The organism is Andreprevotia lacus DSM 23236 (assembly GCF_900176275.1).
GTDB lineage: Bacteria > Pseudomonadota > Gammaproteobacteria > Burkholderiales > Chitinibacteraceae > Andreprevotia > Andreprevotia lacus.
The window spans coordinates 116,094-138,653 of the sequence record NZ_FWXD01000002.1; the positions used below are offsets into that span (position 1 = coordinate 116,094).

General features: G+C 61.9%; 20 protein-coding genes. 5 read left to right on the forward strand and 15 right to left on the reverse strand.

Features of this window, described 5'->3' with window-relative positions; all coding sequences use genetic code 11:
* The first annotated feature begins 21 nt into the window (after nt 1-21).
* A complete protein-coding gene (locus tag B9A19_RS02330) occupies nt 22-1,287 on the forward strand; it encodes a carbohydrate-binding protein (RefSeq protein WP_084088936.1) in 1,266 nt (421 codons plus the stop codon).
* A gap of 150 nt (nt 1,288-1,437) precedes the next feature.
* On the opposite strand, the gene B9A19_RS02335 is transcribed toward B9A19_RS02330, so the two are convergent.
* The 4 genes from B9A19_RS02335 to B9A19_RS02350 are packed head-to-tail and all read right to left on the reverse strand — an operon-like array spanning nt 1,438 to nt 6,053.
* Nucleotides 1,438-2,541 (reverse strand): aminopeptidase, encoded by a 1,104-nt coding sequence (locus B9A19_RS02335; RefSeq protein WP_084088937.1) that lies wholly within the window; start codon nt 2,539-2,541, stop codon nt 1,438-1,440.
* Entirely contained in the window at nt 2,541-4,073 is a 1,533-nt protein-coding gene (locus tag B9A19_RS02340) for an ATP-binding protein (protein WP_084088938.1), read from the reverse strand. The genes B9A19_RS02335 and B9A19_RS02340 overlap by 1 nt, the downstream gene beginning before the upstream one ends.
* Nucleotides 4,063-4,779 (reverse strand): response regulator, encoded by a 717-nt coding sequence (locus B9A19_RS02345; RefSeq protein ID WP_084088939.1) that lies wholly within the window; start codon nt 4,777-4,779, stop codon nt 4,063-4,065. Before B9A19_RS02345 ends, B9A19_RS02340 begins: the two co-directional genes overlap by 11 nt.
* On the reverse strand, nt 4,779-6,053 hold the full coding sequence (locus tag B9A19_RS02350) for an ABC transporter substrate-binding protein (RefSeq protein ID WP_084088940.1): 1,275 nt from the start codon (nt 6,051-6,053) through the stop codon (nt 4,779-4,781). The genes B9A19_RS02345 and B9A19_RS02350 overlap by 1 nt, the downstream gene beginning before the upstream one ends.
* 420 nt (nt 6,054-6,473) lie before the next feature.
* On the opposite strand from B9A19_RS02350, the gene B9A19_RS02355 reads away from it, so the two are divergent.
* From B9A19_RS02355 to B9A19_RS02370, 4 genes are all read left to right on the forward strand, one after another.
* A complete protein-coding gene (locus B9A19_RS02355; protein ID WP_084088941.1) occupies nt 6,474-7,724 on the forward strand; it encodes an ABC transporter substrate-binding protein in 1,251 nt (416 codons plus the stop codon).
* 300 nt (nt 7,725-8,024) lie between these two features.
* The gene (locus B9A19_RS02360) at nt 8,025-8,939 is read left to right on the forward strand and encodes a carbohydrate ABC transporter permease (RefSeq protein ID WP_084088942.1); all 915 of its coding nucleotides are present in this window, start codon (nt 8,025-8,027) and stop codon (nt 8,937-8,939) included.
* 10 nt (nt 8,940-8,949) lie between these two features.
* Nucleotides 8,950-9,789 (forward strand): carbohydrate ABC transporter permease, encoded by an 840-nt coding sequence (locus B9A19_RS02365; protein ID WP_084088943.1) that lies wholly within the window; start codon nt 8,950-8,952, stop codon nt 9,787-9,789.
* A gap of 19 nt (nt 9,790-9,808) precedes the next feature.
* Nucleotides 9,809-10,936 (forward strand): ABC transporter ATP-binding protein, encoded by a 1,128-nt coding sequence (locus B9A19_RS02370; RefSeq protein WP_084088944.1) that lies wholly within the window; start codon nt 9,809-9,811, stop codon nt 10,934-10,936.
* 84 nt (nt 10,937-11,020) lie between these two features.
* Here the strand turns inward: B9A19_RS02370 and B9A19_RS02375 are convergent, their stop codons facing one another.
* The 11 genes from B9A19_RS02375 to B9A19_RS23220 are packed head-to-tail and all read right to left on the reverse strand — an operon-like array spanning nt 11,021 to nt 22,560.
* Entirely contained in the window at nt 11,021-12,283 is a 1,263-nt protein-coding gene (locus tag B9A19_RS02375) for an EAL domain-containing response regulator (RefSeq protein WP_084088945.1), read from the reverse strand.
* A complete protein-coding gene (locus B9A19_RS02380) occupies nt 12,273-13,367 on the reverse strand; it encodes a protein-glutamate methylesterase/protein-glutamine glutaminase (protein ID WP_084088946.1) in 1,095 nt (364 codons plus the stop codon). The genes B9A19_RS02375 and B9A19_RS02380 overlap by 11 nt, the downstream gene beginning before the upstream one ends.
* Nucleotides 13,364-13,885: a chemotaxis protein CheD gene (locus B9A19_RS02385; protein WP_084088947.1), complete on the reverse strand. Its 522-nt coding sequence runs from the start codon at nt 13,883-13,885 to the stop codon at nt 13,364-13,366. Before B9A19_RS02385 ends, B9A19_RS02380 begins: the two co-directional genes overlap by 4 nt.
* Nucleotides 13,885-14,709 (reverse strand): CheR family methyltransferase, encoded by an 825-nt coding sequence (locus B9A19_RS21945; protein ID WP_139798603.1) that lies wholly within the window; start codon nt 14,707-14,709, stop codon nt 13,885-13,887. Before B9A19_RS21945 ends, B9A19_RS02385 begins: the two co-directional genes overlap by 1 nt.
* 12 nt (nt 14,710-14,721) lie before the next feature.
* Nucleotides 14,722-16,248, reverse strand: coding sequence for a methyl-accepting chemotaxis protein (locus tag B9A19_RS21950; protein ID WP_139798604.1), 1,527 nt, complete (start codon nt 16,246-16,248; stop codon nt 14,722-14,724).
* 46 nt (nt 16,249-16,294) lie between these two features.
* The gene (locus B9A19_RS02395; protein WP_084088948.1) at nt 16,295-16,843 is read right to left on the reverse strand and encodes a chemotaxis protein CheW; all 549 of its coding nucleotides are present in this window, start codon (nt 16,841-16,843) and stop codon (nt 16,295-16,297) included.
* A 10-nt stretch (nt 16,844-16,853) separates the two neighbouring features.
* Entirely contained in the window at nt 16,854-18,512 is a 1,659-nt protein-coding gene (locus B9A19_RS02400) for a methyl-accepting chemotaxis protein (RefSeq protein ID WP_084088949.1), read from the reverse strand.
* A 9-nt stretch (nt 18,513-18,521) separates the two neighbouring features.
* Complete coding sequence (locus B9A19_RS02405) at nt 18,522-20,708, reverse strand: chemotaxis protein CheA (protein ID WP_308418217.1); 2,187 nt, start codon at nt 20,706-20,708, stop codon at nt 18,522-18,524.
* Between the two features lie 15 nt (nt 20,709-20,723).
* Entirely contained in the window at nt 20,724-21,047 is a 324-nt protein-coding gene (locus B9A19_RS02410) for an STAS domain-containing protein (protein WP_084088951.1), read from the reverse strand.
* A 15-nt stretch (nt 21,048-21,062) separates the two neighbouring features.
* Nucleotides 21,063-21,431, reverse strand: a complete 369-nt coding sequence (locus B9A19_RS02415) for a response regulator (protein WP_084088952.1) — start codon at nt 21,429-21,431, stop codon at nt 21,063-21,065.
* A 22-nt stretch (nt 21,432-21,453) separates the two neighbouring features.
* Nucleotides 21,454-22,560: a methyl-accepting chemotaxis protein gene (locus B9A19_RS23220; protein ID WP_217806958.1), complete on the reverse strand. Its 1,107-nt coding sequence runs from the start codon at nt 22,558-22,560 to the stop codon at nt 21,454-21,456.

Below are 22,560 nucleotides of genomic sequence, written 5' to 3' on the forward strand. Positions count from 1 at the left end.
ACAGATGGACGGAGAACCGAAATGCACTACAAGATCATCACCGCCGCGCTTGCCCTGCTGGGCCTGGCCGGCAGCGCTGCAGCAGCCATCACCGAATGGCAGGACGGCGCAAGCTATACCGTGGGCCAGATCGTGCAATATCAGGGCCAGCGTTATCAGGACCTGCAGGCGCATACCGCGTGGACCGGCGCAGGCTGGAACCCGCACGATGCCGTATCGCTGTGGAAGCCGCTGGGCAGCTGTACGACCACGGCCGGCAACCTGTGCAACCCGGTGGGCGTGACCGCTGCGGCCTACACCACCTGGGCTGGCGGTGCCAAGGGCGCCTACAGCCTGGTGCATGACGACTACTGCGCCTATATCACCGACGGCCAGATCAGCAATGCGGAGCCCGAGCTGACCAAGCGCGGCCTGCATGCCACCTTCGCGGTCATTACCGCCAATTGCGCGCCGTATCACTGGCAGGCAGCCAAGCAGTTCATTGCGCATGGTCACGAAATTGCCAGCCACAGCCGCAACCACTTCGATTCCAACACTGCCGCGTGGAACAGCAGTGCGGAAATCGACGGCTCGGCCAGCGATATCGCCGCGCATCTGGATGGCTACAAGGTGGGCTTCTTTGCCTGGCCGTCCGACATCGCGCCCGATGCACCGATGAACTACCTGAAAAGCGCGGCCAACTATATCGGTGGCCGGGCTGCCAGCCGCGTGGATGAAAACAACAACATCATCTACGGCACGGCGGCCGGCGTGAACGATGCCAACTTCACCAACCCCTACAACATCAAGTGGGACCTGTTCACCAATTCGGGCATCTGGTCGCTGTACCCGATGGGCAGCGAAATCCTCAACCTGCACGTCGATGCCGCAATTGCCCAGGGTGGCTGGGCGCTGCGTACCGCGCACGGCGTGGGCGACCAATCGTGGGAAACCATCCCGGTTGACCGCTATATTGCCCACCTCGACTACGTGAAGAGCAAGGTCGATGCCGGTGATCTGTGGATGGCCACACCCAGCCAGGTGATCCGTTACCGCTTTGCACGCCAGAACTGCTCGCCCGCCGTCACGCTGGATGGTAACGGCCAGGCACTGGTGCACTTTGCCACTGGCGCGGATTGCCTGAAATACGGCACCGATCTCACGCTGGATATCGCAACCGATCGTGCGGTGACGGCAGCTGCCGCCACACAGGCCGGCCAGCCGTTGGCAGTGAAGCTGCTGGATGGCAGCCATGTGCGCGTGACCGTCAATCCGACTCTGGGTGATGCCAGCCTGCAACTGCGTTAAGCACCTTGGTTGCCGCCTGCATTGCATGCAGGTGGCAAGCCTGCACAAGAACCCGGCTTGGTCGGGTTCTTGTCATTTCAGCCAGGCATGGTGTGATTGGCACGCTGCTGTGAGTCGCAACGATGGGCAGCAGCTGTAGGTTATCGAGACTTATTGCGTGGCGGCAGGTGTGGATGCGCCGCGTTGTTGCAGCGCATCCAGCCGTGCATTGCGCTCGGCGGTCGGCAGCTTGGCCAGTTCGCGCACTGCCGCGTAGAACTTCGGCAGCTCGTCGCTCTGCTCGTGCAGCAACTGGCTGAAGGCCGGCACCCGGTTGTGGTAGGTGGCCAGCGAGGCCAGATGGGCATTGCCCGGCGGTGGATCAAACCAGTGGTCGTAGCCGCGATAGCCACCCCATTGCTGCTTCAGCGCCTGATAGTCATGCAGCAGTTGCTGCAGCGCCAGGTGCTTGCGCGTGCGCTTGTCCGCATCGCTGGCCGGGCCGGTATAGATTTCGGTCAGTTGGTGCTGGGTGTGGGCCAGCAGGTGCTGGAATTGCTCGCGGCGTTGCTGGCTGGTGGTTTCGCGCTCGGGGGCTGCATCGCCATGCACCAAGCGCCAACGGCGCGCGCCTTCGATTTCGACGCTGGTGGCAAAGGCCTCGTTGAATGCGCTGTCGCCATCGACATACACCAGCTGGTGCGCCAGCTCATGAAAAATCAACCGTGCCAGATCGGTGTCGCTGTAGCCCAGAAAAGTGTTGAGCAGCGGGTCGCTCAGCCAGCCCAGCGTCGAATACGCCGGCACGCCGTAGACGTAGACATCGTCGCCGGCCGCGCTGCGTGCGGCGGCAAAATCGCGTGCATCATGCTCGCTGAAAAAGCCGCGATAGCTGATGCAGCCGACGAAAAAAAAGCAGGATGCACGTGGTGTGAGGGAGAGTTCGGGCGTGCTGACCACGTTCCACACCGCATAGGGCCGGCCCAGATCAGCGTAGCGCTTGTAACTGTCGTTATCCGGCAGGCCCAGCTCGCGGCTGGCGAACTGGCGCATGTCGCGCGCCAGTTGCAGCTTGCGCACCACGGCCGGTGGTGTGGCCGGATCGGCAATCACGGTGTCGACCGGGCGGGTCTTGCTCAGCAATTCCAGATGGCCGCCAACCGCCTGTGCGTAGTAGCGGGTGCTGCTGCAGGCGCTCAGCACCCCCAGCAGCGCGATTACGCAAACCAGTAACGCACGACGCCGGGTCAGCCAGGCCGGGCGCCGCAAGGCCATCAGCCCATGCTCGCGGTGCGCGGCAAGGTGATGGTCACCTGCAGGCCGCCTTGCGGGTGGTTGGCCAGGGTCAGCTCGCCGCCGTGGGCGTGGATGATGTCGCGCGCAATGCCCAGCCCCAGCCCCATGCCGCCCTGATTGGTCTGCTTGCCGTGCTCCAGTCGCACATAAGGCTGGAACAAGGTGGGCAGCGCCTCTTCGGCCACGCCGGGGCCGTAGTCGCGTATGGTCAGCTCGGTTTCGCCGTCGCGGTTGGACAGCAGCACCTCGGCCCGCTGGCCGTACTTGATCGCATTGTCGATCAGGTTGGAGATCGCACGCTTGAGCGCCAGCGGCTTGCCCAGCACCGTGATCGGCGCGGCGGCCACGGCGACCTCGAAGCCGCCCATCTTGGCATCCTCGCTCAGCCGGTTGAGCAGGGTATCGAGGCGGATGGCGGTGCGGTTTTCGTGGATGTCGGTGTCTTTCACGCTTTGCAGCGCGCCCTTGACCATCATTTCCAGCTCGTCGAGGTCTTCGTGGAATTCGCGCCGGTCGTGCTCGTCGTCCAGCATTTCGGTGCGCAGCTTCAGGCGGGTGATGGGGGTGCGCAGGTCGTGCGAGATGGATGCAAACAGCCGCTCGCGGTCTTCCAGATAGCGGTTGATGCGTGCCTGCATGGCGTGGAAGGCATGCGCGGTGTTCAGGTACTCGCGTGAGCCACTTTCGGGCAGATGCGGGTTGGCGCCCTGGCCAAAAGCCTCGGCCGCCTCGGACAGCAAGGCCAGCGGTCGTGTCAGCCAGCGCACCACCCACAGCGACAGCAGCAACACCGCTACCAGCGTGGCCAGTTGCAGCGCCAGCTTGTCGCGCGTCAGCGGGTTGGCCTGATCCAGAAAGTAGGGATTGGGCATCAGGGTGGCCAGATACAGCCAATCGCCCGATTCCAGCTCGGCCTGGATCACCAGAATGGGGGCAGGGCGCGGCTTGACCAGCAAGGTGTGCTGCACCCAGCTGTCGGGCAGGTCGGACAGCGTGACGCCATCCTCGGTCACCGCCAGCTCGTCCGGCCAGGCAAAGCCGATGCGGTAGGTGGACAGGCGTGGCAGCTCTTGCGTCAGCGTAGTGGTGAGTGTTTCCACCACCGATTGCGCCAGCGGCGCATCGACCACGCTCTTGATATCGACCGGGCCGTGGTTGACGTTGACGAAGAAGCGCGTGCCGCCCATTTCGCGCAACTGTTCGATCAGCAAGGGGCGGTAGTTGGCCGGCAGGCTCTGGAAAAAGCGCAGCGCGCTGGCGGCGCTATAGCCGATATAGCGTGCGGCTTCGCGCGCCTCTTCATTCGAGCGCGTGCGCAGCTGCGCGGCCCAGAACCAGGTGCCCAGCGCCTGGCTGGCCAGCACCCCCAGCATCATTACCAGCGCCAGCCGTGCCAGCAGCGAGCCGGGCAGCAAGCGGTTGAAAGTGCGGTTGAGCCATGATGCGCGCTGCAGCGGCTCGCCGGTCACTTCATCGCCGGCGTTGGCCGGGCGCCAGTCCTCAAGCGACATGGCTGGTGATGACCTCGGCCGAGAACACGTAGCCGGTGCCGCGCACCGTCTTGATCAGCGCCGGTTGCTTGCCATCGTCCAGCAGGCGCTGGCGCAGGCGGCTCACCTGCACGTCGAGCGAGCGATCCAGCGGGCCAAGGTCGCGGCCGCGTGTTTCCTCGGCCAGTACGGTGCGGTCGAGCACGTCGCCGGGGTGCTCGACGAAATAGCGCAGCAGCTGGAAATCCAGCCCGGTGAGCTTGACTGTTTCGCCGGCCGGATCGGTGAGGGTGCGCTCCAGCGTATCGAGGCTGAAGCCGTTGAAACGGTAATAGCGCGGCGCGGTGGTGCCGCCATCGCCACCCATGCGGCGGTGGATGGCCTTGATGCGTGCCAGCAGCTCGCGCGGATTGTAGGGCTTGGCGATGTAATCGTCGGCACCCAGCTCCAGCCCGACGATGCGGTCGGTATCGTCGGCATTGGCGGTCAGCATGATGATGGGCACGGCCGAGCGCTTGCGCACCGTGCCGCACAATGCAAAGCCATCGGTATCGGGCAGCATCACGTCGAGGATCACCAGACTGAGCTCATCCTGATAGCGCTCGAATTCGGCCAGGAAGCTGGCGCCGTCGTGGGCGAGCTTGACGTCGTACTGGTTCTTTTCCAGATACGTTTTCAGCAGCGTGCGGGTTTTCTGGTCGTCGTCGACGATAAGGATCTTGCGCATCAATCTTCACTCTTGCGGTTGCCCAATGCCCGCGCCAGCGCGGCAATGCGACGCTGGGTCTCGCTGGCCGGGATGTGCTCGTCGGCAAAATAACGGTGCAGTTGCGCAATGATGGCATCTTTCAGCCCTTCATCGCTGGCCATGCGGTGTGTCATGCTCGGCGCCTGCACCAGCGCGCCGCGATTGAAGGTGCGCCAAGAGGCCCGCGCACAGCTGTCCATCTGGTTCACATCGGCATCGCGCCGCACCGGCACCGACCCCTTGATCTGGTTATAGCGTGCCTGCACCGCAGGCGAGGCCGCCAGTTGCGCCAGCTTTTCCTGCTGTACCTGGCTGCCGTAGTCGTCGGCCAGCATCACGAAGGTATCGACGCTGTACAGGTGGTAATCGGCGGTGCCCGGCACCGGCATGCAGCCGAACTGCTCATCCACGGTCAGCCCCATGGTCTGCAGCTCGCCCTTGGCCCAGTCGCCCATCACCCACATGCCGACCTCGCCGCTGGCCAGCTGACGGGCCACGCCCTCCCAATGCCGTTCGGCAATCGGGTCGGGCATCCACTGCTTGAGACGGCGCAAGCGCTCCAGCGCACGGGTTACGCGCGGGTCGAACCACAGTTTTTCATTCCCACGCGTGAACAGCTGGCGATAGAAGCTGGGCGAGCTTTCCGACAGCACCAGCGTCTCGAACAAGGTAGCCACTTGCCAGGGTTCGCTGCTTTGGGCCAGCGGAATCACGCCGGCACGCTTGAGCTTGTCGGCCACGCGCTCGAACTCGGCCCAGTTGCGCGGCGGGGTCAGGCCCAGCTCGGCAAAAATGCGCTTCTGATAAAACAGCGTATTGATGCGGTGTATACCCACCGGTACCGCCACCACGTGACCACGCTGGCGTACCAGCGTCCAGATGGTGGGAAAGAAGGCGCGGCTCCAACCGTTCTGCGTGGAGACGTTATCCAGCTCCAGCAGCAGGCCCAGCTCGGCCCATTCCTGGATGGCAGGGCCGATCAGCTGCGCCACATCGGGCGCACGGCCCGACAGCAAGCGGCTTTTCAGCACCTTCATCGCGCCGATGCCGGCGCCGCCGGCAATGGCGGCATCACGCCACTGTATGTCGTCGCGATCGAGCGCATCGGCCAGCGCATCGGCGGCCTTGCGCTCGCTTTGCGAGGTCCACCAGTGCAGTACATCCAGCTTTTGCTGCGCGTGCGCCAGCGTGCTGGAGGCCAGCACGGCAAGCGCCAGCGGCGCGACAAGGTAGCGGGATAGGGACGGTTTCATTGTTTGCTTCCGGAGCTTGGCCGCGAGCTTAGCGTAAGCATGACTACTGATTTGTAAAGAAAGCTTGCATTCCATTGCAAACAATTGCCTGAGTCATGCAGCAAGCATAGCCGCTGACATCTTGCCACGACGGGCGTTCGCACGCGATTTCCATTGTTGTGGCCATCACCGTTCATGCCTGCTGTTTGTAAAATAATGTAACGCAATTTTGATCTAATTTTATGGTTTTTTGTTTAAAAACAAAGTGTTGTGGTGTTGTTGTGCATGGGCGGCAAAAAATTCGCGTCACGAATAAGGCGGTGCTAACTTTCGAGCATCCCAAGTCCGTAGCACGGGCCTGGGCACTACAAGCGCCACCGGCCGTCATGGCCGCCAAGGCTGTAAACCTGAAGCTGTTCAAGAACTGAGGAGTTCGACCCCATGCAAGCCAAACGCTTTACGCGCGCTGCACTGATTGCTGCGCTGATGACCGCAGGTCTCGCCCAGGCTGGTTCGTTGACCATCGAATCCTGGCGTGTCGATGACAAGGCCCTGTGGGAAGATGTGCTGATCCCGGCCTTCAACAAGAAGTACCCGGACATCAAGGTGAAGTTCTCGCCGACCGCACCGACCGAATACGACTCCTCGCTGACCGCTCGCCTGACTGGCGGCACTGCTGGCGACCTGATCACGCTGCGCCCGTTCGACAAGTCGCTCGACCTGTTCAAGAAAGGCCAGATCGAAGCGCTGAACGGCAAGAAGGGCATTGAAAACTTCCCGGCTTCGGCCAAGGTTGCTTGGCAAACCGACGACGGCAAGACCGTGTTCGGCCTGCCGATGGCTTCCGTGATTCACGGCATCTTGTACAACAAGAAGGTGTTCCAGGAACTGAACCTGCAACCGCCGAAGACCACCGACGAATTCTTCAAGGTTGCCGAAGCAATCAAGAAGTCGGGCAAGTACACCCCGATCGCACTGGGTACTGCTGACCAGTGGGAAGCCAACCAGATCGTGTTCACCAGCTTCGGTGCCCCGTACTGGAAGGGCGAAGAAGGCCGCAAGGCGCTGATCGCCGGCAAGGAAAAGTTCACTGACGCACCGTTCGTGGCCGCGTTCGATTTCGAGTCCAAGCTGGCTCCGTACCTCGCCAAGGGCTATCAGGCTCAAACCTACGGCGATACACAGACCCTGTTCGCTTCGGGCAAGGCTGCCATGGTGCCGGCCGGTTCGTGGGACATCTCCTACTACAACACCAATGCCAAGTTTGAACTGGGCGCGTTCCCGCCCCCGGTGCCGAAGGCTGGCGACAAGTGCTACATCTCCGACCATACCGACATCGGCATGGGCGTGAACAGCAAGTCCAAGAACAAGGACGATGCCTACAAGTTCGTGGAATGGATGGGTTCGCAAGAATTCGCTGACCTGTACACCAACAAGGTCACCGGCTTCTTCTCGCTGTCCAGCCACCTGATCGCCGTGAAGGATCCGGTTGCCAAGCAGATGCTGGACTGGCGCAAGAGCTGCTCGTCGACCATCCGTCTGAACGCCCAGATCATGAACCGTGGCGAGCCGAACATGGAAAACGAACTGTGGAACGTGAACTCGCAAGTCCTGAACGGCAAGATGACTGCCAAGGACGCTGCAGCACGCATCCAGACCGGCTTCGAAAAGTGGTACAAGCCGGGCAAGTAATTGCCGTGATTTTGTAATACCCCCGGCGACCCTGCGCGCGCTTGAACCCAGTTCCAGCCGATTGCAACGCAGGGCCCCCGCCGGGGCGAGCAGTAAAAGTCTTCATCCTCGACTGTGAGTAGGCCGGTGGCGTACCCCCGGCGCTGCCTGACAGCTCAAGCGTTGTTCGGTACTGACGTTGCGTTTCGCCTATTGTTATCTGACAGGGGCCAAGCCTGAAGCAGTTGCCGCATTGCCTGCGTTGTTGCGGTGTCCCGTGCGCCCCGGCCATTTTTTTGTCCGTTTCTTCTGGAGAAGAGCATGAAACGCTTCTCTTTCTGGCACGTAGTGGTCTTTCTCGCGCCAGCTTTCCTGATATACACGGTGTTCAGCGCCTATCCGCTGCTCGATACGCTGCGCCAAGGGTTTTATACCACCTCGGATACCGGCCACCAGTCGTGGATCGGCATCGCCAACTACACCAAGCTGCTGACTGACCCACAATGGTCGGACGGCTTCTGGAACGCGATGAAGAACAACGTGAAGTTCTTCCTCATCCACATGTGCATCCAGAACCCGATCGGCCTGTTGCTGGCCGCGCTGCTGTCGCTCAAGGGCGTCAAGGGCGCCAAGGCCTACCAGACCGTGCTGTTCCTGCCGACATTGCTGTCGGTGGTGATCATCGGCTTCATCTGGCAGCTGATCCTGTCGCCGCTGTGGGGCGTATCCGAATCGCTGATGACCCATGTCGGTCTGGGCGAGCACTTTGCTCCGTGGCTGGGCCAGGAAGAAACCGCGCTGATCACGCTGGCGCTGATCTCGGTGTGGCAATTCGTCGGCATCCCGATGATGCTGATCTATGCCTCGCTGATCGCGATTCCGGAAGAAATCATCGAAGCCGCCGTGGTCGAGGGCGCATCGCCGTGGCGCATTTTCTGGACCATACGCCTGCCGCTGATCCTGCCCACGCTGGGTCTGGTGACCATCCTGACCTTCGTCGGCAACTTCAACGCGTTTGACCTGATTTACTCGGTGAAGGGCGCGATTGCCGGGCCGAACTTCAGTACCGATATCCTGGGCACGTATTTCTACCGTACCTTCTTTGGTTACCAGAGTCAGGTCGGCAGCCCGACCATGGGGGCGGCAGTAGCGACCACCATGTTCCTGATCATTCTGGCCGGTGTAGGCGTTTACACCTTCCTCATCCAGCGCAAGCTGCAACGTCATTCGTTCTAAGGAGCCGGTCATGACGAAAAATATCGGCAAACTCAGTGCGACTGCGTTTACGCAGTTGGTGCTGGCGCTGTTCACCCTGATCTCGATGTTCCCCATCGTACTGATCATCATCAACGCGTTCAAAAGCCGCGATGGCATCTTCGACAACCCGATGGCCTTACCGACCAGTGAAACCTTCTCGCTGGTGGGCTTTCACAAGGTGCTCGACAAGTCGCCGTTCCTGCACTTTTTTGAAAACAGCCTGATCGTCACCGTCGGCTCGCTGGTGCTGATCCTGCTGTTCGCAGCCATGGCTGCGTGGGCGCTGTCCGAATACAAGTTCAAGGGCAGCCGCTGGCTGGCTGTCTATCTTGCCTTCGGCATCATGGTGCCGATCCGTCTGGGGACGGTGTCCATCCTGCAACTGGCCGTACAGTTCAACCTCGTCAACACGCTGACCATCCTGGTGCTGGTGTATGTGGCGCAGGGCCTGCCGCTGGCCATCATGATCCTGTCCGAGTTCATGCAGCAGATACCCAAGGAGCTGAAGGAGGCCGCGCGTTGCGATGGCGTGGGCGAGTTCAAGATCTTTTTCCAGATCATCCTGCCGTTGATCCGTCCGGCAGTGGCTACCGTGGCCGTGTTCACCATGGTGCCGATCTGGAATGACCTGTGGTTCCCGCTGATTCTGGCGCCGGGTGAAGAAACGCAGACCGTCACCTTGGGCGTGCAGCAATTCATCGGCCAGTACGTGACCGACTGGAATGCCGTGCTGGCCTCGCTGTCGCTCGCCGTGGCCCCTGTGCTGCTGATGTACATCTTTGCCTCGCGCCAACTGATCCGCGGTATTACCGCTGGTGCCGTCAAATAAGTTTTGGAGTAGCTGAAAAATGGCTCAAGTTTCGCTCAAGAACCTGAAGAAGTCCTACGACGGCAAGCAGGACGTGCTCGCCAGCATCAACCTGGAAATCGACGATGGTGAATTCGTCGTGCTGGTCGGCCCGTCGGGCTGCGGCAAATCCACGCTGCTGCGCATGCTGTCCGGGCTGGAAGAAATCACCAGCGGTGATCTGGTCATCGACAATGTGCGCTGCAACGATCTGGCGCCGGCCAAGCGCGGCATCGCCATGGTGTTCCAGAGCTACGCGCTCTACCCGCACATGAACGTGTACAAGAACATGGCGTTCGGCCTGAAGATCCACGGCGCGGGCAAAGAGGAAATCGACCGCCGCATCAAGCATGCGGCCGGCATCCTCAAGATCGACCATCTGCTGCACCGTCTGCCGCGCGAGTTGTCTGGCGGCCAGCGCCAGCGTGTCGCCATCGGCCGTGCCATTGTGCGTGAACCCAAGCTGTTCCTGTTTGACGAGCCGCTGTCCAACCTCGACGCTGCGCTGCGCGTGCAGACCCGTCTGGAAATCGCCAAGCTGCATCGCGATCTGAAGGCCACCATCGTTTATGTGACCCACGATCAGGTCGAGGCCATGACCCTGGGCGACAAGATCGTGGTGATGCACGACGGTCACATCCAGCAAGCCGGTACACCGCTGGAGTTGTACCAGCAACCTGCCAACCTGTTCGTGGCTGGCTTCATCGGCTCGCCCAAGATGAACCTGATTGAAGGCGTGGTAGCTGATGCCGGCGCGTCCGGTGTATCGGTCACGCTGGCTGGTGGTCAGGTGCTGCGCACCGAAGTGGATGGCAGCAGCCTGAAAGCGGGTGATCGCGTGACTGTCGGTATCCGTTCCGAGCATCTGTGGGAAAACAGCAACGGCAGCGAGCAGTTCACCGGTACGGTGAATCTGGTCGAGCATCTGGGTGAAGCCAACTTCCTCTACATCACGCTGAGCAACGGTCAGGATGTGGTGGTGCGTGGTGATGGCGAGCGCGAAGTTGCCATCGGCGATACCGTCAGCCTGTCGGCACCGGCAGCGTCGTTCCATGTGTTCAATCACGATGGCAAGGCGCTGCGTCGCCTCAAGCCGGGCAATATGGTTGCTGCCAAGCGCGTCGCCTGATCTGCAACTGGTCAGTCATGCAAAAGGCCCGCGTTAGCGGGCCTTTTTGCTGCTGGTGCGCGGGGTCACATATGGTCGCAGCGCTCAGCGATTGTTGAAACGCGGCAACGCATGCGCGCCGCGCAGTTCGCGCAGGTTGCGGTGATGGCCCTTGAGCCATTGCGGCAGTTCTTCGGCAGGCATGGGCTTGGCGATCAGGAAACCCTGGCCGAGCGCACAGCCCGAATCCTGCAGCAAGCGCCAGTCGTCCAGCGTTTCTATGCCCTCGGCCACCGAGACCAGATCGAGCCGGCTGGCCATGTCCAGCGCCGATTGCAGGATCACGCGCAGGTGGTGGCGTTCATGCGCGCCGTGCACGAAGGAGCGGTCGATTTTCAGCTCGGTGAACGGGATGCGTGCCAGCTGCTGCATCGATGAAAAACCGGTGCCGTAGTCGTCGATGGACAGGCCAAAACCCTTGAGCCGCAGCCGCGCCAGCGTGCCCAGCGCCATGCCCAGATTGGCGACCACCGAGCTTTCGGTGATTTCCCACACCACCTGATCGGCCGGCAGCGCGTGCTGGTCGAGCATGTCCGATACCTCGGGCACGAAGCTGGTTGAATCCAGCAGCCGCGGCGACAGGTTGATGGCCACCGAGAGCCGCAAGCCGCGCTTGTTCCACGCGGCGGCCTGCGCCAGCGATTTCTCGGTGATGGCCAGCGTGAGCGCGTAAATCAGCCCTTCCTGCTCGGCAAGCGGGATGAAACGGTCGGGCGGGATCATGCCCAGGCTAGGGTGGTGCCAGCGCGCCAATGCCTCCACGCCCTTGATCATGCCGGTGCGCATGTCCACCTTGGGTTGGAAGTAGGGCACGATATCGCCACTCTTGATGGCCTGTTCGAGTTCGGCCGGGCTGACTGGTGTCAGCACGTCCATGGTCTGCGCAAACGACTTGCCGGGCGCGCGGTCATAACGGCTGAAGGCGGTGCGCAGCTGTGCCAGGCTGAGCGGTTTTTGCAACGCCCCCAACACTGCCAGACCCAGCGCATGCGTCATGGTCTCGACCGAGTTGATCAGCGCGCCTTCCCGGCTGGATGCCACCACGAAAGGGATGTCGATGCCGCGCTGCTGCAGCTGCTGGATCAGCTCCACGCCATCCATGCCCGGCATTTCCAGATCAATGATCATCAAATTGGGCGGCAGGGTCAGCATGGCCAGCAGCTCCAGTGCCTCGTTGCCATTGCCAGCCTCGTAGATCAGCGTGATGCCGCACTCACGCGCCAGCATGGCGGTGTGCTGGCGCTGCACGGCGCTGTCGTCGACGATGAGCAGCGATTCGATCAGGGGGAGGGGAGTCTCAGCGGCCATGGCGTTCTATCACTGCAGGGATGCGGTCCAGCGGGACGACTTCGTTCACGCCACCCAGATCGATGGCCTCCTTGGGCATGCCGAACACCACGCAGCTGGCCTCATCCTGCGCATAGGTGGTGGCGCCGGTGTCATGCAGTTCTTTCAGGCCGCGCGCGCCATCGTCACCCATGCCGGTCATGATGATGCCCACCGCATTGCGCCCGGCTGCCTTGGCTACCGAGCGGAACAACACATCCACCGAGGGCCGATGGCGGCTGACCAGCGGGCCATCCACCACCTCGACGTAATACTGGGCCCCGCGGCGTTTCACCACCATATGCTTGCCGCCGGGGGCGATCAGCGCCCGTCCGGGCAGGATACGGTCATTATGTTGCGCTTCGCGCACTTCCACTTCGCACAGCGTGTTGAGGCGGTCGGCAAAGCTCTTGGTGAATTTCTCCGGCATGTGCTGCACGATGACGATGCCGGCGCTGGTGCGCGGTAGCGCGGTGAGTACTACTTCCAGCGCCTGCGTGCCGCCGGTGGAGGTGCCCAGTGCAATGATCTTCTCGGTGGTGGGCAGATGGGTGGACTTGCCCACCGGGGCTTCCAGCACCGCATCGGCCGTGAGCTTGGGGGCATGCATGCGTTCCTGCGTCTGGCCCGAAGGCTGCGGGCGCGGCAGCGTGCGCAGTCTGCCCACCTTGGCGATGCCGGCGGCACGGATGGCCGACACCAGATCGGCCGAGCTATCCTGCAGGAAATCCTTGAGGCCGAGGCTGGGCTTGGTGATCACGCCCACTGCGCCGGCGGCAAACGCCTCCATGGTGATGTCGGCGCCGCGTTCGGTCAGCGTGGAGCAGATCACCACCGGCGTGGGCCGTTCGGCCATGATTTGCTTGAGGAAGGTGATGCCGTCCATGCGTGGCATTTCGATATCCAGCAACAGCACGTCGGGCCAGTTGGCCTTCATCTTGGTCATGGCAAAGATGGGGTCCGGCGCGGTGGCGATGACTTCGATATCGCGATGCCGGGCCAGCACATCCTGCATTACCTGCCGTACTACCGACGAATCGTCAACGATCATTACCTTGATGGTCATTTGCGTGCGCTCTCTGTGAGTTCTCGTGCGCTCATTTTCTTGTCCATGGCGATACCGCGGCCACGCCGTATCCAGACGTCGCCGCTGCCTAGGTCGAAACGCAGGTAGCGATAGCCATAGCCGGTGATGTCCTGCACCGCCACCGGAATGCGCAGCTGCTGCAGCCGGCTGATGGCAAACAGGGCATTGGTTTCGCCTATGCTGGCTTTCTGCGGCTCGGTATCGAATACCCGCCCGCCGCCAAAGACCTTGACTGCGTAATCCTCGATGCGCGTGCCATGCAGTTTTACCTCGTCCAGCAAGTGCTGCACGGCTTCCTCGCCATAGCGGCCGTCGCGTGTCATTGCCTTGCCGGGGGTGTGCAGGCGGCTGGGCAGCAAAAAGTGGCACAGCCCGCCCAGCCGGCGTACCGGGTGCCAGAAGGTGATGGCCACGCAGGAGCCCAGCAGCGTTTCGACGTGGACATCACCGCTGCCGAAGTAGATTTCACCGGGGTTGACGAAGATGCGCCGGCTCATCACGGTGGCTTCCGGTAGATCGACGGTGCATGCATCTGCAGCGGCAGGGCCATGCCGTGCAGCGATTCGGAATGACCGACCAGCAGCCAGCCGCCGGGCTTGAGGTGCTGCGTGACCGACTGCACCACCTGCGTCTTGGTGGGCATGTCGAAATAGATGATGACGTTGCGCAGGAAAATCACATCGAACTTGGCAAACTGCTTGGGCAGCGCGGTCAGGTTCATCTGGCTGAACTGCACGCGCTCGCGCAGGCGCTGCTCCACCATGAACTGGCCAGCATAGTTGCCATTGCCGCGCAGGCAATAGCGCTTGAGATATTCCGGCGGAATGTGCTCGCCACGCGCCATCGGGTAGACGCCACGCCGCGCAAAGCGCAGCACGCGCTGGCTGATGTCCGATGCGCAGATTTCCCACGGTGCATCGTGCCGCTCGGCATCGAGCAGCATGGCGATGGAATAGGCCTCTTCACCGGTCGAACTGGCCGCACTCCAGATGCGCAGCGTCTCATTCTGCGGTGCGTGGGCCAGCACCTGCTTGCGCAGGAAGTCGAAGTGGCGCGGCTCGCGGAAGAAATACGTTTCGTTGGTGGTGATCAGGTCGATGGCACGCTGCCGCTCCTCGGCCTGGTTGGGGGCGGCAATCACCTCGTAATAGGCGCGGAAGCTCGGCAGCCCCAGCTCGCTCAGCCGCTTGGAAAGGCGGCTGCACAGCAGCGCCTTTTTCGACTGCGGCAGGTGCATGCCGATGTGCTGTTTGAACAGCTGCTGGAACAGCCGCATTTCCTCGTCATTGGCGTCCAGCGGCCGGTTGCTTAGTTCTACCATTGCCGTTCCCGACTAGCGCCCGTTGCCGCTGACTTTGAAGAAACGGATCATTTCCTGCAGCTGGATAGCCTGTGCGCTCATTTCCTCGGAGGTAGACGACAGCTCCTCCGACGCCGAGGCATTCATCTGCGTGGTCTGCGCCAGCTGGCTTACCGCAGTATTGATCTGATCCAGCCCGCTGGTCTGCTCGCGCGAGGCGGCTGAGATTTCCTGCACCAGATCGGCAGTCTTGCGGATGGCAGGCACCATCTGGTCGAGCAGCGTGCCGGCACTTTCGGCCATCATCACGCTATTGCTGGCCACCGAGCTGATTTCCTGTGCCGCTACTTGCGAGCGCTCGGCCAGCTTGCGTACTTCGGCCGCGACCACGGCAAAGCCCTTGCCGTGCTCGCCGGCACGGGCGGCCTCGATGGCGGCATTGAGTGCCAGCAGATTGGTCTGGTAGGCGATGTCGTCGATGATGCCGATCTTGCCGGCAATCTGGCGCATGGCCTGCACGGTCTGTTTGACCGCATCACCGCCTTCGACTGCATCGCCGGCCGATTTGCTGGCCATGCCGTCGGTGATGCGGGCGTTCTCGGAGTTCTGCGATACGGTGGAGGTGATTTCCTCGACCGCAGCGCTGGTTTCCTCGACGTTGGCCGCCTGTTCGGAGGCGTTCTGGCTCAGCGCCTGTGCCGAGGCAGAGATTTCCTCGGAGGCCGAGGCCAGCGAGCTGGCCGAACTGCTCACGTCGCTGATGATGTCGGTGAGCTTGGCGATCATCTGCTTGATGCTGAACAACATCGAGGTGTGATCACCCGGCTTGATGTTCACGTTCACGGTGAGGTCACCGTCGGCCACGCGCTGCAGAATGCTCACCGCGTCGGCCGGCTCGCCGCCGACCTGGGCGACGATCATGCGGGTCACCAGCAGACCGATCACGACCGCAATGATGAAGCCGGCCACCATCAGGCTGATCATGGTGGTGCGTATGGTGCTGGCGACGCGCGACGATTCGTCGTTGATCTGTTTGGCGGTGGTCGTCTGTATCTCGACCAGCCCATCGACCGTAGCCTCCAGCTTTTCGAACAGCGGTTTGGTTTCCTGGCGTATGGTCTTGTCGGCTTCACTGCTCTGGCCGGTTTTCAGCTGCTCGACCACTTTTCTCAGCGAAGCGCGGAAGGCGCTGACCTGCGGATCGTAATTGGCAATCAGGCGCTTCTCATCGTCGACCAGAAAGGTGTTGCGATAGGCAGTGAACTGGTCGTCAATGACCTTTTCCGACTTCAGGTTTTTCTCTGCCTGCTCGGTGGTATCGGCCTGGGTGTTGAGCACCAGCATCACGTAGACCCGGCGATACTGCTGGATGGTTTCGCTGCGCACCGCCGTGAGCTGGGCAATGGGCACCAGCCGGTCGGAATACATGCTGCTCATCATGTCGTCGACCTGCTGGATCTTTACGATGCCGACGGTGCCGATGACCAGCGATACTGCCGCCACCAGCAAAAAGGTAATGGTGAGCTTGGTGCTCAACCGCCATTGCTTGAACCAGTTCATGGTTATTCTCCCCTCGTTGTTCTTGTACTTGCGGGCACACCGCGCATCAGGCTGGCGCGGCGGCCAGCTCTTCGTTGGTGTTCATGCCGATCAGGGTCGCCATTTCGTCAACGGACAGCACCTGCTGGATGTCGAGCGCAATGACGAAGCGTTCGCCCAGGCTGATCATGCCGTCGATGAAATCGGCGCGTATCTTGGCGCCAAAGCTGGGGCGCGGCTCGATCTGGCCCGGCTCGACCGACAGTACCTCGTTCACGGCATCGACGATGATGCCCAGTGCCAGCATCTGGTTTTCCTGCTCGACCTCCAGGATCACGATGCAGGTGCGGCGGCCGATTTCGGTGACGTTGCGACCAAAACGCGCGGCCAGGTCGACCACCGGCACCACGGCGCCGCGCAGGTTGATGACGCCGCGCAGAAAGGGCGGCAGCATCGGGATTTCGGTCAGTCCGCCAAACTCGATGATTTCGCGGATGTGCTCAATCGGGATCGCGAACAGCTCGCTGCTGAGCGTAAAGGTCAGGAACTGCTGGGTGCCGGGTTGCTCGGCCCCCTGCAAACGGGATGACGCGGCGGTGGCGGGCAGATTGGACATGGCTCCCTCCTCAGAAGCGCGTGAACGACGATTCATCGACCGCGTCATCGCCCGTATCGAGCATGGACGCACGTTTCTGGTTGCGTGCCGGCGGCGGGGCCGCCTTGCGTGCCGCTGGTGCGGAACGGCGTGCGGGCGCGTGTGATCCACCATTCGATACCTTGAAGAAGCGGATCATTTCCTGCAGCTGGATGGCTTGCGCGCTCATTTCCTCGGAGGTGGACGACAGTTCCTCCGACGCCGAGGCATTCATCTGTGTAGTCTGCGCCAGCTGGCTCACGGCGGTGTTGATCTGATCCAGCCCGCTGGTCTGCTCGCGCGATGCGGCAGAGATTTCCTGCACCAGATCGGCGGTCTTGCGGATCGACGGCACCATCTGGTCGAGCAGGGTGCCGGCGCGCTCGGCCAGGGTGACGCTGTCGCTGGCGACGGTGCCGATTTCCTGCGCGGCCACTTGCGAGCGCTCGGCCAGCTTGCGCACTTCGGCAGCGACCACGGCGAAGCCCTTGCCGTGCTCGCCGGCACGGGCGGCCTCGATGGCGGCATTCAGTGCCAGCAGATTGGTCTGGTAGGCAATGTCGTCGATGATGCCGATCTTGCCGGCGATCTGGCGCATGGCGCTGACGGTCTGCTTGACCGCATCGCCGCCTTCGACCGCATCGCTGGACGATTTGCTGGCCATGCCGTCGGTGATGCGGGCGTTCTCGGAGTTCTGCGATACGGTGGAGGTGATTTCCTCGACCGCGGCACTGGTTTCCTCGACGTTGGCCGCCTGTTCGGACGCGTTCTGGCTCAGCGCCTGTGCCGAGGCAGAGATTTCCTCGGATGCCGAGGCCAGCGAGCTGGCCGAGCTGCTGACATCGCTGATGATCTCGGTGAGTTTGGTGATCATGACCTTGATGCTGAACAGCATCGAGCTGGTATCGCCATCACGCACATTGACATTCACGGTGAGGTCACCATCGGCCACGCGTTGCAGGATGTTGACCGCCTCATCCGGCTCGCCGCCGACTTGCCGTGTCACCACACGCGCCAGCAACATGCCCATGCCGACCGACAGCACGATGGCAATGCCGATGGCGGCCATGGTCCAGGTATTGCTCTGGGCGATGGTGCCAAGATTGACCTTGTTGGCATCATCAGCCTGCTTCTCGTTATCGGTGCTGATGTCGTCCAGCACCTTGTCGATCTTGGCGATCAAGCCGCGCAGGTCGCCATTGATCAAGGCTTTGGCTTCGTCTGCCTGGCCGGCTTTCAGGAGCTTGATGGCCTTGTCGGATTGGCTCAGGTAATCCTTGAGCAACGGCGCAAAATCCTGGCGCAGTTTGGCCTCGGTCGGAGACGCTTCGGTTTTGGCGTATACGTCCCAGAACTTGTTGAACTTTGCGATGTAATCGTCGTAGCGGCCGGCCGAGGCCTGCAAGTCGTCCGGCTTGTCGACCTGGCTCATCATGCGCACCACGGTGCGGGCAGAGGCCACCAGACTGACATTGGCGCGCGACAGGCTGCTGATCGCCAGCAAGTTGTTGGTATAGATGCTGGTGCCGCCATCGCCGACCTTCTGGATGTTGTTCAGCGCGTACAGTCCCAGCAGCAGGGTCAGCAGTGCCGAGAACAGAAAGGCTGTCAGCAGTTTGGTGCCCAGTTTCAAACGTAAGAACCAACCCATGTTCTTCTCCTAGCGTTCGGTGGTCTTGTTATTGGTAAGCAGGCCGGCGACGGCCGACTGAGTGAGGGAATGCTGTTGCTGTGCGGTCTGCTGCACCAGATGCGGTACGTCCAGAATCAGCGCCACGCGGCCATCGCCCAGGATGGTCGAGCCGCTGATGCTCTTGATGCCTGAGAACAGGCTGCCCAGCGGCTTGATCACCGCCTGGAACTCGCCCAGCAGCCGGTCGACCACCAGGCCGGCGCGTTGCTGGCCGAATTGCACCACCACCAGGCTTTCGCGGTTGTGCTGGATGGGTGGCAGCTCGAACAGCTCGCGCAGCCGCACAAAGGGCAGCGGTTCGCCACGCAGCTTGACGATGTTGTGCCGCGCGTCGTGGCCGGCGAGGTCGACACACTCGATCACCAGATCAAGCGGAATCACGAATACTTCGTCGTTCACCATCACCTGGAAGCCGTCGATGATGGCCAGCGTGAGTGGCAGGCGGATGCGCGTGGTGGTGCCCTGGCCGGCCTGGCTGAGTATTTCCACCTCACCGCGCAAGGATTCGATGTTCTTCTTCACCACATCCATGCCCACGCCACGGCCGGACAGATTGGTGACCTGCTCGGCGGTCGAGAAGCCGGCTTCGAAAATCAGCCGGAAGATATCCTTCTCGCTCAGATTGTGGTCAGGCGTGACCAGCCCGCGCTCGATGGCCTTGGCGAGGATTTTTTCGCGGTTCAACCCGCGCCCGTCGTCGGAGACCTCGATCACGATGCTGCCTGATTCGTGATATGCGTTCAGCCGCAACATGCCGGTGGCGGATTTGCCGGCCAGCACGCGATCTTCGGTCCCTTCGATGCCGTGATCCATCGAGTTGCGCACGATGTGCATCAAGGGGTCGGCCAGTTTCTCGACCATGCTCTTGTCGAGTTCTGTTTCAGCACCGGTCACGATCAGTTCGATTTCCTTGCCCAGCTCGCGCGAGATATCGCGTACCACGCGCGGGAAGCGCTGGAACACCTCGCCGATCGGCACCATGCGCAAGGTGAGCGCCGCATCGCGGATATGCTCGACCAGCACCGAGATGGCCTGCGTGGCTTCCTCGAACTGCGCATCCTTCTTGCGGTTGGCAATCAGGTTGGCGCCGGCACCGGCAATCACCAGCTCGCCCACCAGGTCGATCAGCTGGTCGAGCTTGCTGACCTCGACCTTGATGAATTTCTGCTCGTGGCTCTTCTTTTCCTCATTCTGCTTTTGCCGGCTCAGCGCGGCAGACACGACAGGCTCGGGCACCAGCTGTTGCTCGATCAACATCGCACCCAGCGGCTTCTGGCCGATTTCCTGGCCTTGCTGCTGTTGCAGTGCCTGTTCCAGCTCGACTTCGGTCAGCGCGCCGCCACGCACCAGGATGTCGCCCAGCCGGCCCGGATCGGGCATCAGCGCGATCAGGGAGATGTATTCGTCGATCTTGGAATGCGGCGGCAGGATGCGGATCTGGCTGTCTTCGCGCACGAAGTCGAACACGCTCTCGATTTTGGCGCGGTCGGCGTCCGAATCGAAGTCGATCTCGAACCCCAGGTAGCTGGCTTCGGCATCCAGTTGCGACAGCGGCGGCAGGTTGTCGGTCAGCGTGTGCAGATAGACAATGCGGCCCATCGAGCTGAGGTAGTGCAGAAAGGACAGCGGGTCTAGGCCGTTGCGCAGCACGTCGGGCGAAAAGCGCAGCGACAAATGCCAGTTGTCGCTGCTGACGCCACCGCTGCCCTCGATCTGCTGCGGGCCTTCTTCCTTGGCGGTCGCTGTCAGTGCGGCAGCGGCAGGGGCTTCGGCCGGCGGTTCCAGATAGGCGCCCAGCTGCTTTTCCAGCACCACGCGGCGCGCAGCGTCGGGTTCTTCGTTTTCGGTGCGGTTCTGGATGGCATCGACCAGTGCACCGATATAGTCGCCGCAATTGAGCAGCAGCGACAGCATGGCATCGTCGATCTGCACCTTGCCGTTGCGCACGCGGTCGAGCACGCTTTCGACGATATGGGTGAAGCTGACGATGAGATCAAAGGCAAACAGCCCGGCCGACCCCTTGATGGTGTGGGCGGCGCGGAAAATGGCATTGATGGCTTCGCTGCTGGCGCCATCGGTTTCGATTTCCAGCAGCGCGTTTTCCATTGCCACCAGCAGTTCACGGGCTTCCTGTACCAGCGCGTCGCGCGCCATGTCCATATCCATACGCTACCTCGCGTTGGGAATCAGCAGCGGGTCGCCAAGGGTGGCGGCCAGGTTGAGCAGATCGATGGCGGCCAGCACCGGCGGGCTGTGGTGACTGTAATTGACGGTTTTTTGCTGACTGGCCGCTTCATGCTTGAGCGCCAGCAAGAGCTGCACGCCGGCGCTGTCGATTTCCTCGACTGCGGCCAGGTTCAGCTCGATCCGGTGTTCGGCGTGCGCCAGTGCCTGCAGCAGCTCGTCCTTGAGCTCGGCGGCCTGGAAGATGGTGAGGCCGCCTTCCAGTTGGAGTAACAAGTGCCCGTCGCGGGTCTGTTCTGAAATCGGCATGGCGGCCTCCGGGGGTTAAGGCATCACCAGTTTGGAGACCGCATCCAGCAGGATGGGCGGCTGGAAGGGTTTGAGCACCCAGGCCCTTACGCCTGCTGCCTTGCCCTCCTGCTTCTTGGTTTCATCCCCTTCGGTCGTTAGCATGATGATGGGGGTGAACTTGTAGTTGGGTAGCAGTTTGGCGGCCTTGACGAAGCTGATGCCATCCATGTTCGGCATGTTGACGTCGGAAATGATCAGGTTGTACTTGCGGCCATCCAGCTTGCTGAGCGCGTCTTTGCCGTCCGATGCTTCGACGACGTCATAGCCTGCGCCCTTGAGCGCAATACCGACGGTCTGGCGCATGCTGAACGAATCATCGACGATGAGTATGGTCTTGCCCATTGGGTACTCCGGGTGAGGCGGGTCAGAAGAAATCGACTTGCGACGATTGCACCGCTGCGGTCTGCTTGCCGCCGTGCACTTGCCGCTGTTCGAGCGTGGTGTAGGTGCGCTCCAGATCGCCCAGCCACACGTGACGGTCCGGCAGGGACCGGTTTTGATCGAGCAGATCACCCAGCTTGACCATGTCGCGGCTGACGTGATCCAGAATCTGGCTCACGCGGTCCTGGAACTGCAGGTTGACCAGTACATCCTGTACTTCCTGTTCGACGGCGCGGCTTTCGCTTTCCAGCTGGCCGACGGTCTCCGACAGCCGCACGGCGGCTTGCTGGAATTCGTCGATCACGCTGCCGATCACGGTCTTGGAGTCGCCGATCATGCGTGCCTCGTCACCGGAGAGGCGGTTGGCCGAATCCAGCGCGCCCTGGATGGTCTGGTTGATCGATTCGACCTTGCCGGAGATGCGCTTGCCGGTTTCGCCCGACATATTGGACAGCTTGCGTACTTCGTCGGCCACCACGGCAAAGCCACGACCGGCTTCACCGGCACGCGCGGCCTCGATGGCGGCATTGAGGGCCAGCAGATTGGTCTGGCCGGCAATCTGCGCCACGTCGGATGCCATGCGCTTGAGTTCTTCGTTGAACTGGCCGAGGCCGGCGATTTCCTGCAGCAGCGTTTCGCGTGCGGCCAGCACGTGTTCAAGCGCGCTGACGATGCCACCCAGTTGCTCTTCCGCACGCTGGATCACCTGCAGCATGTTGCCGCCGCCGCCACCTGCTGCCAGCGACACGGTGCCGCCCAGACGCTGGTTGATGCCGGCAAAGCGCATGGCCAGGTTGTCGATGGCTTCGCCGGTCTGGCTGCGCGCCAGCTCGATATTGCGCTTCCACAGCGGCAGCACGCCCGTCATCAGCTCAGGCAGCTTGGCGTGTGGTGCCACTTGCTCGTGGCGCTGCATGTCCAGTGGCTCGATGTGTTGCGGGGCGGCTTCGCCGGACTGGCTGAACCACCAGATACAGGCCAGTACGACGAGGCCAAGGATCAGCCCCTGCCACCATGCAGATGCAAGCAAGCTGGCAGCAACAAGGTTGAGGATGCCGAGCCCGAGAAGAATGAGACGCTGTTGAGTCAC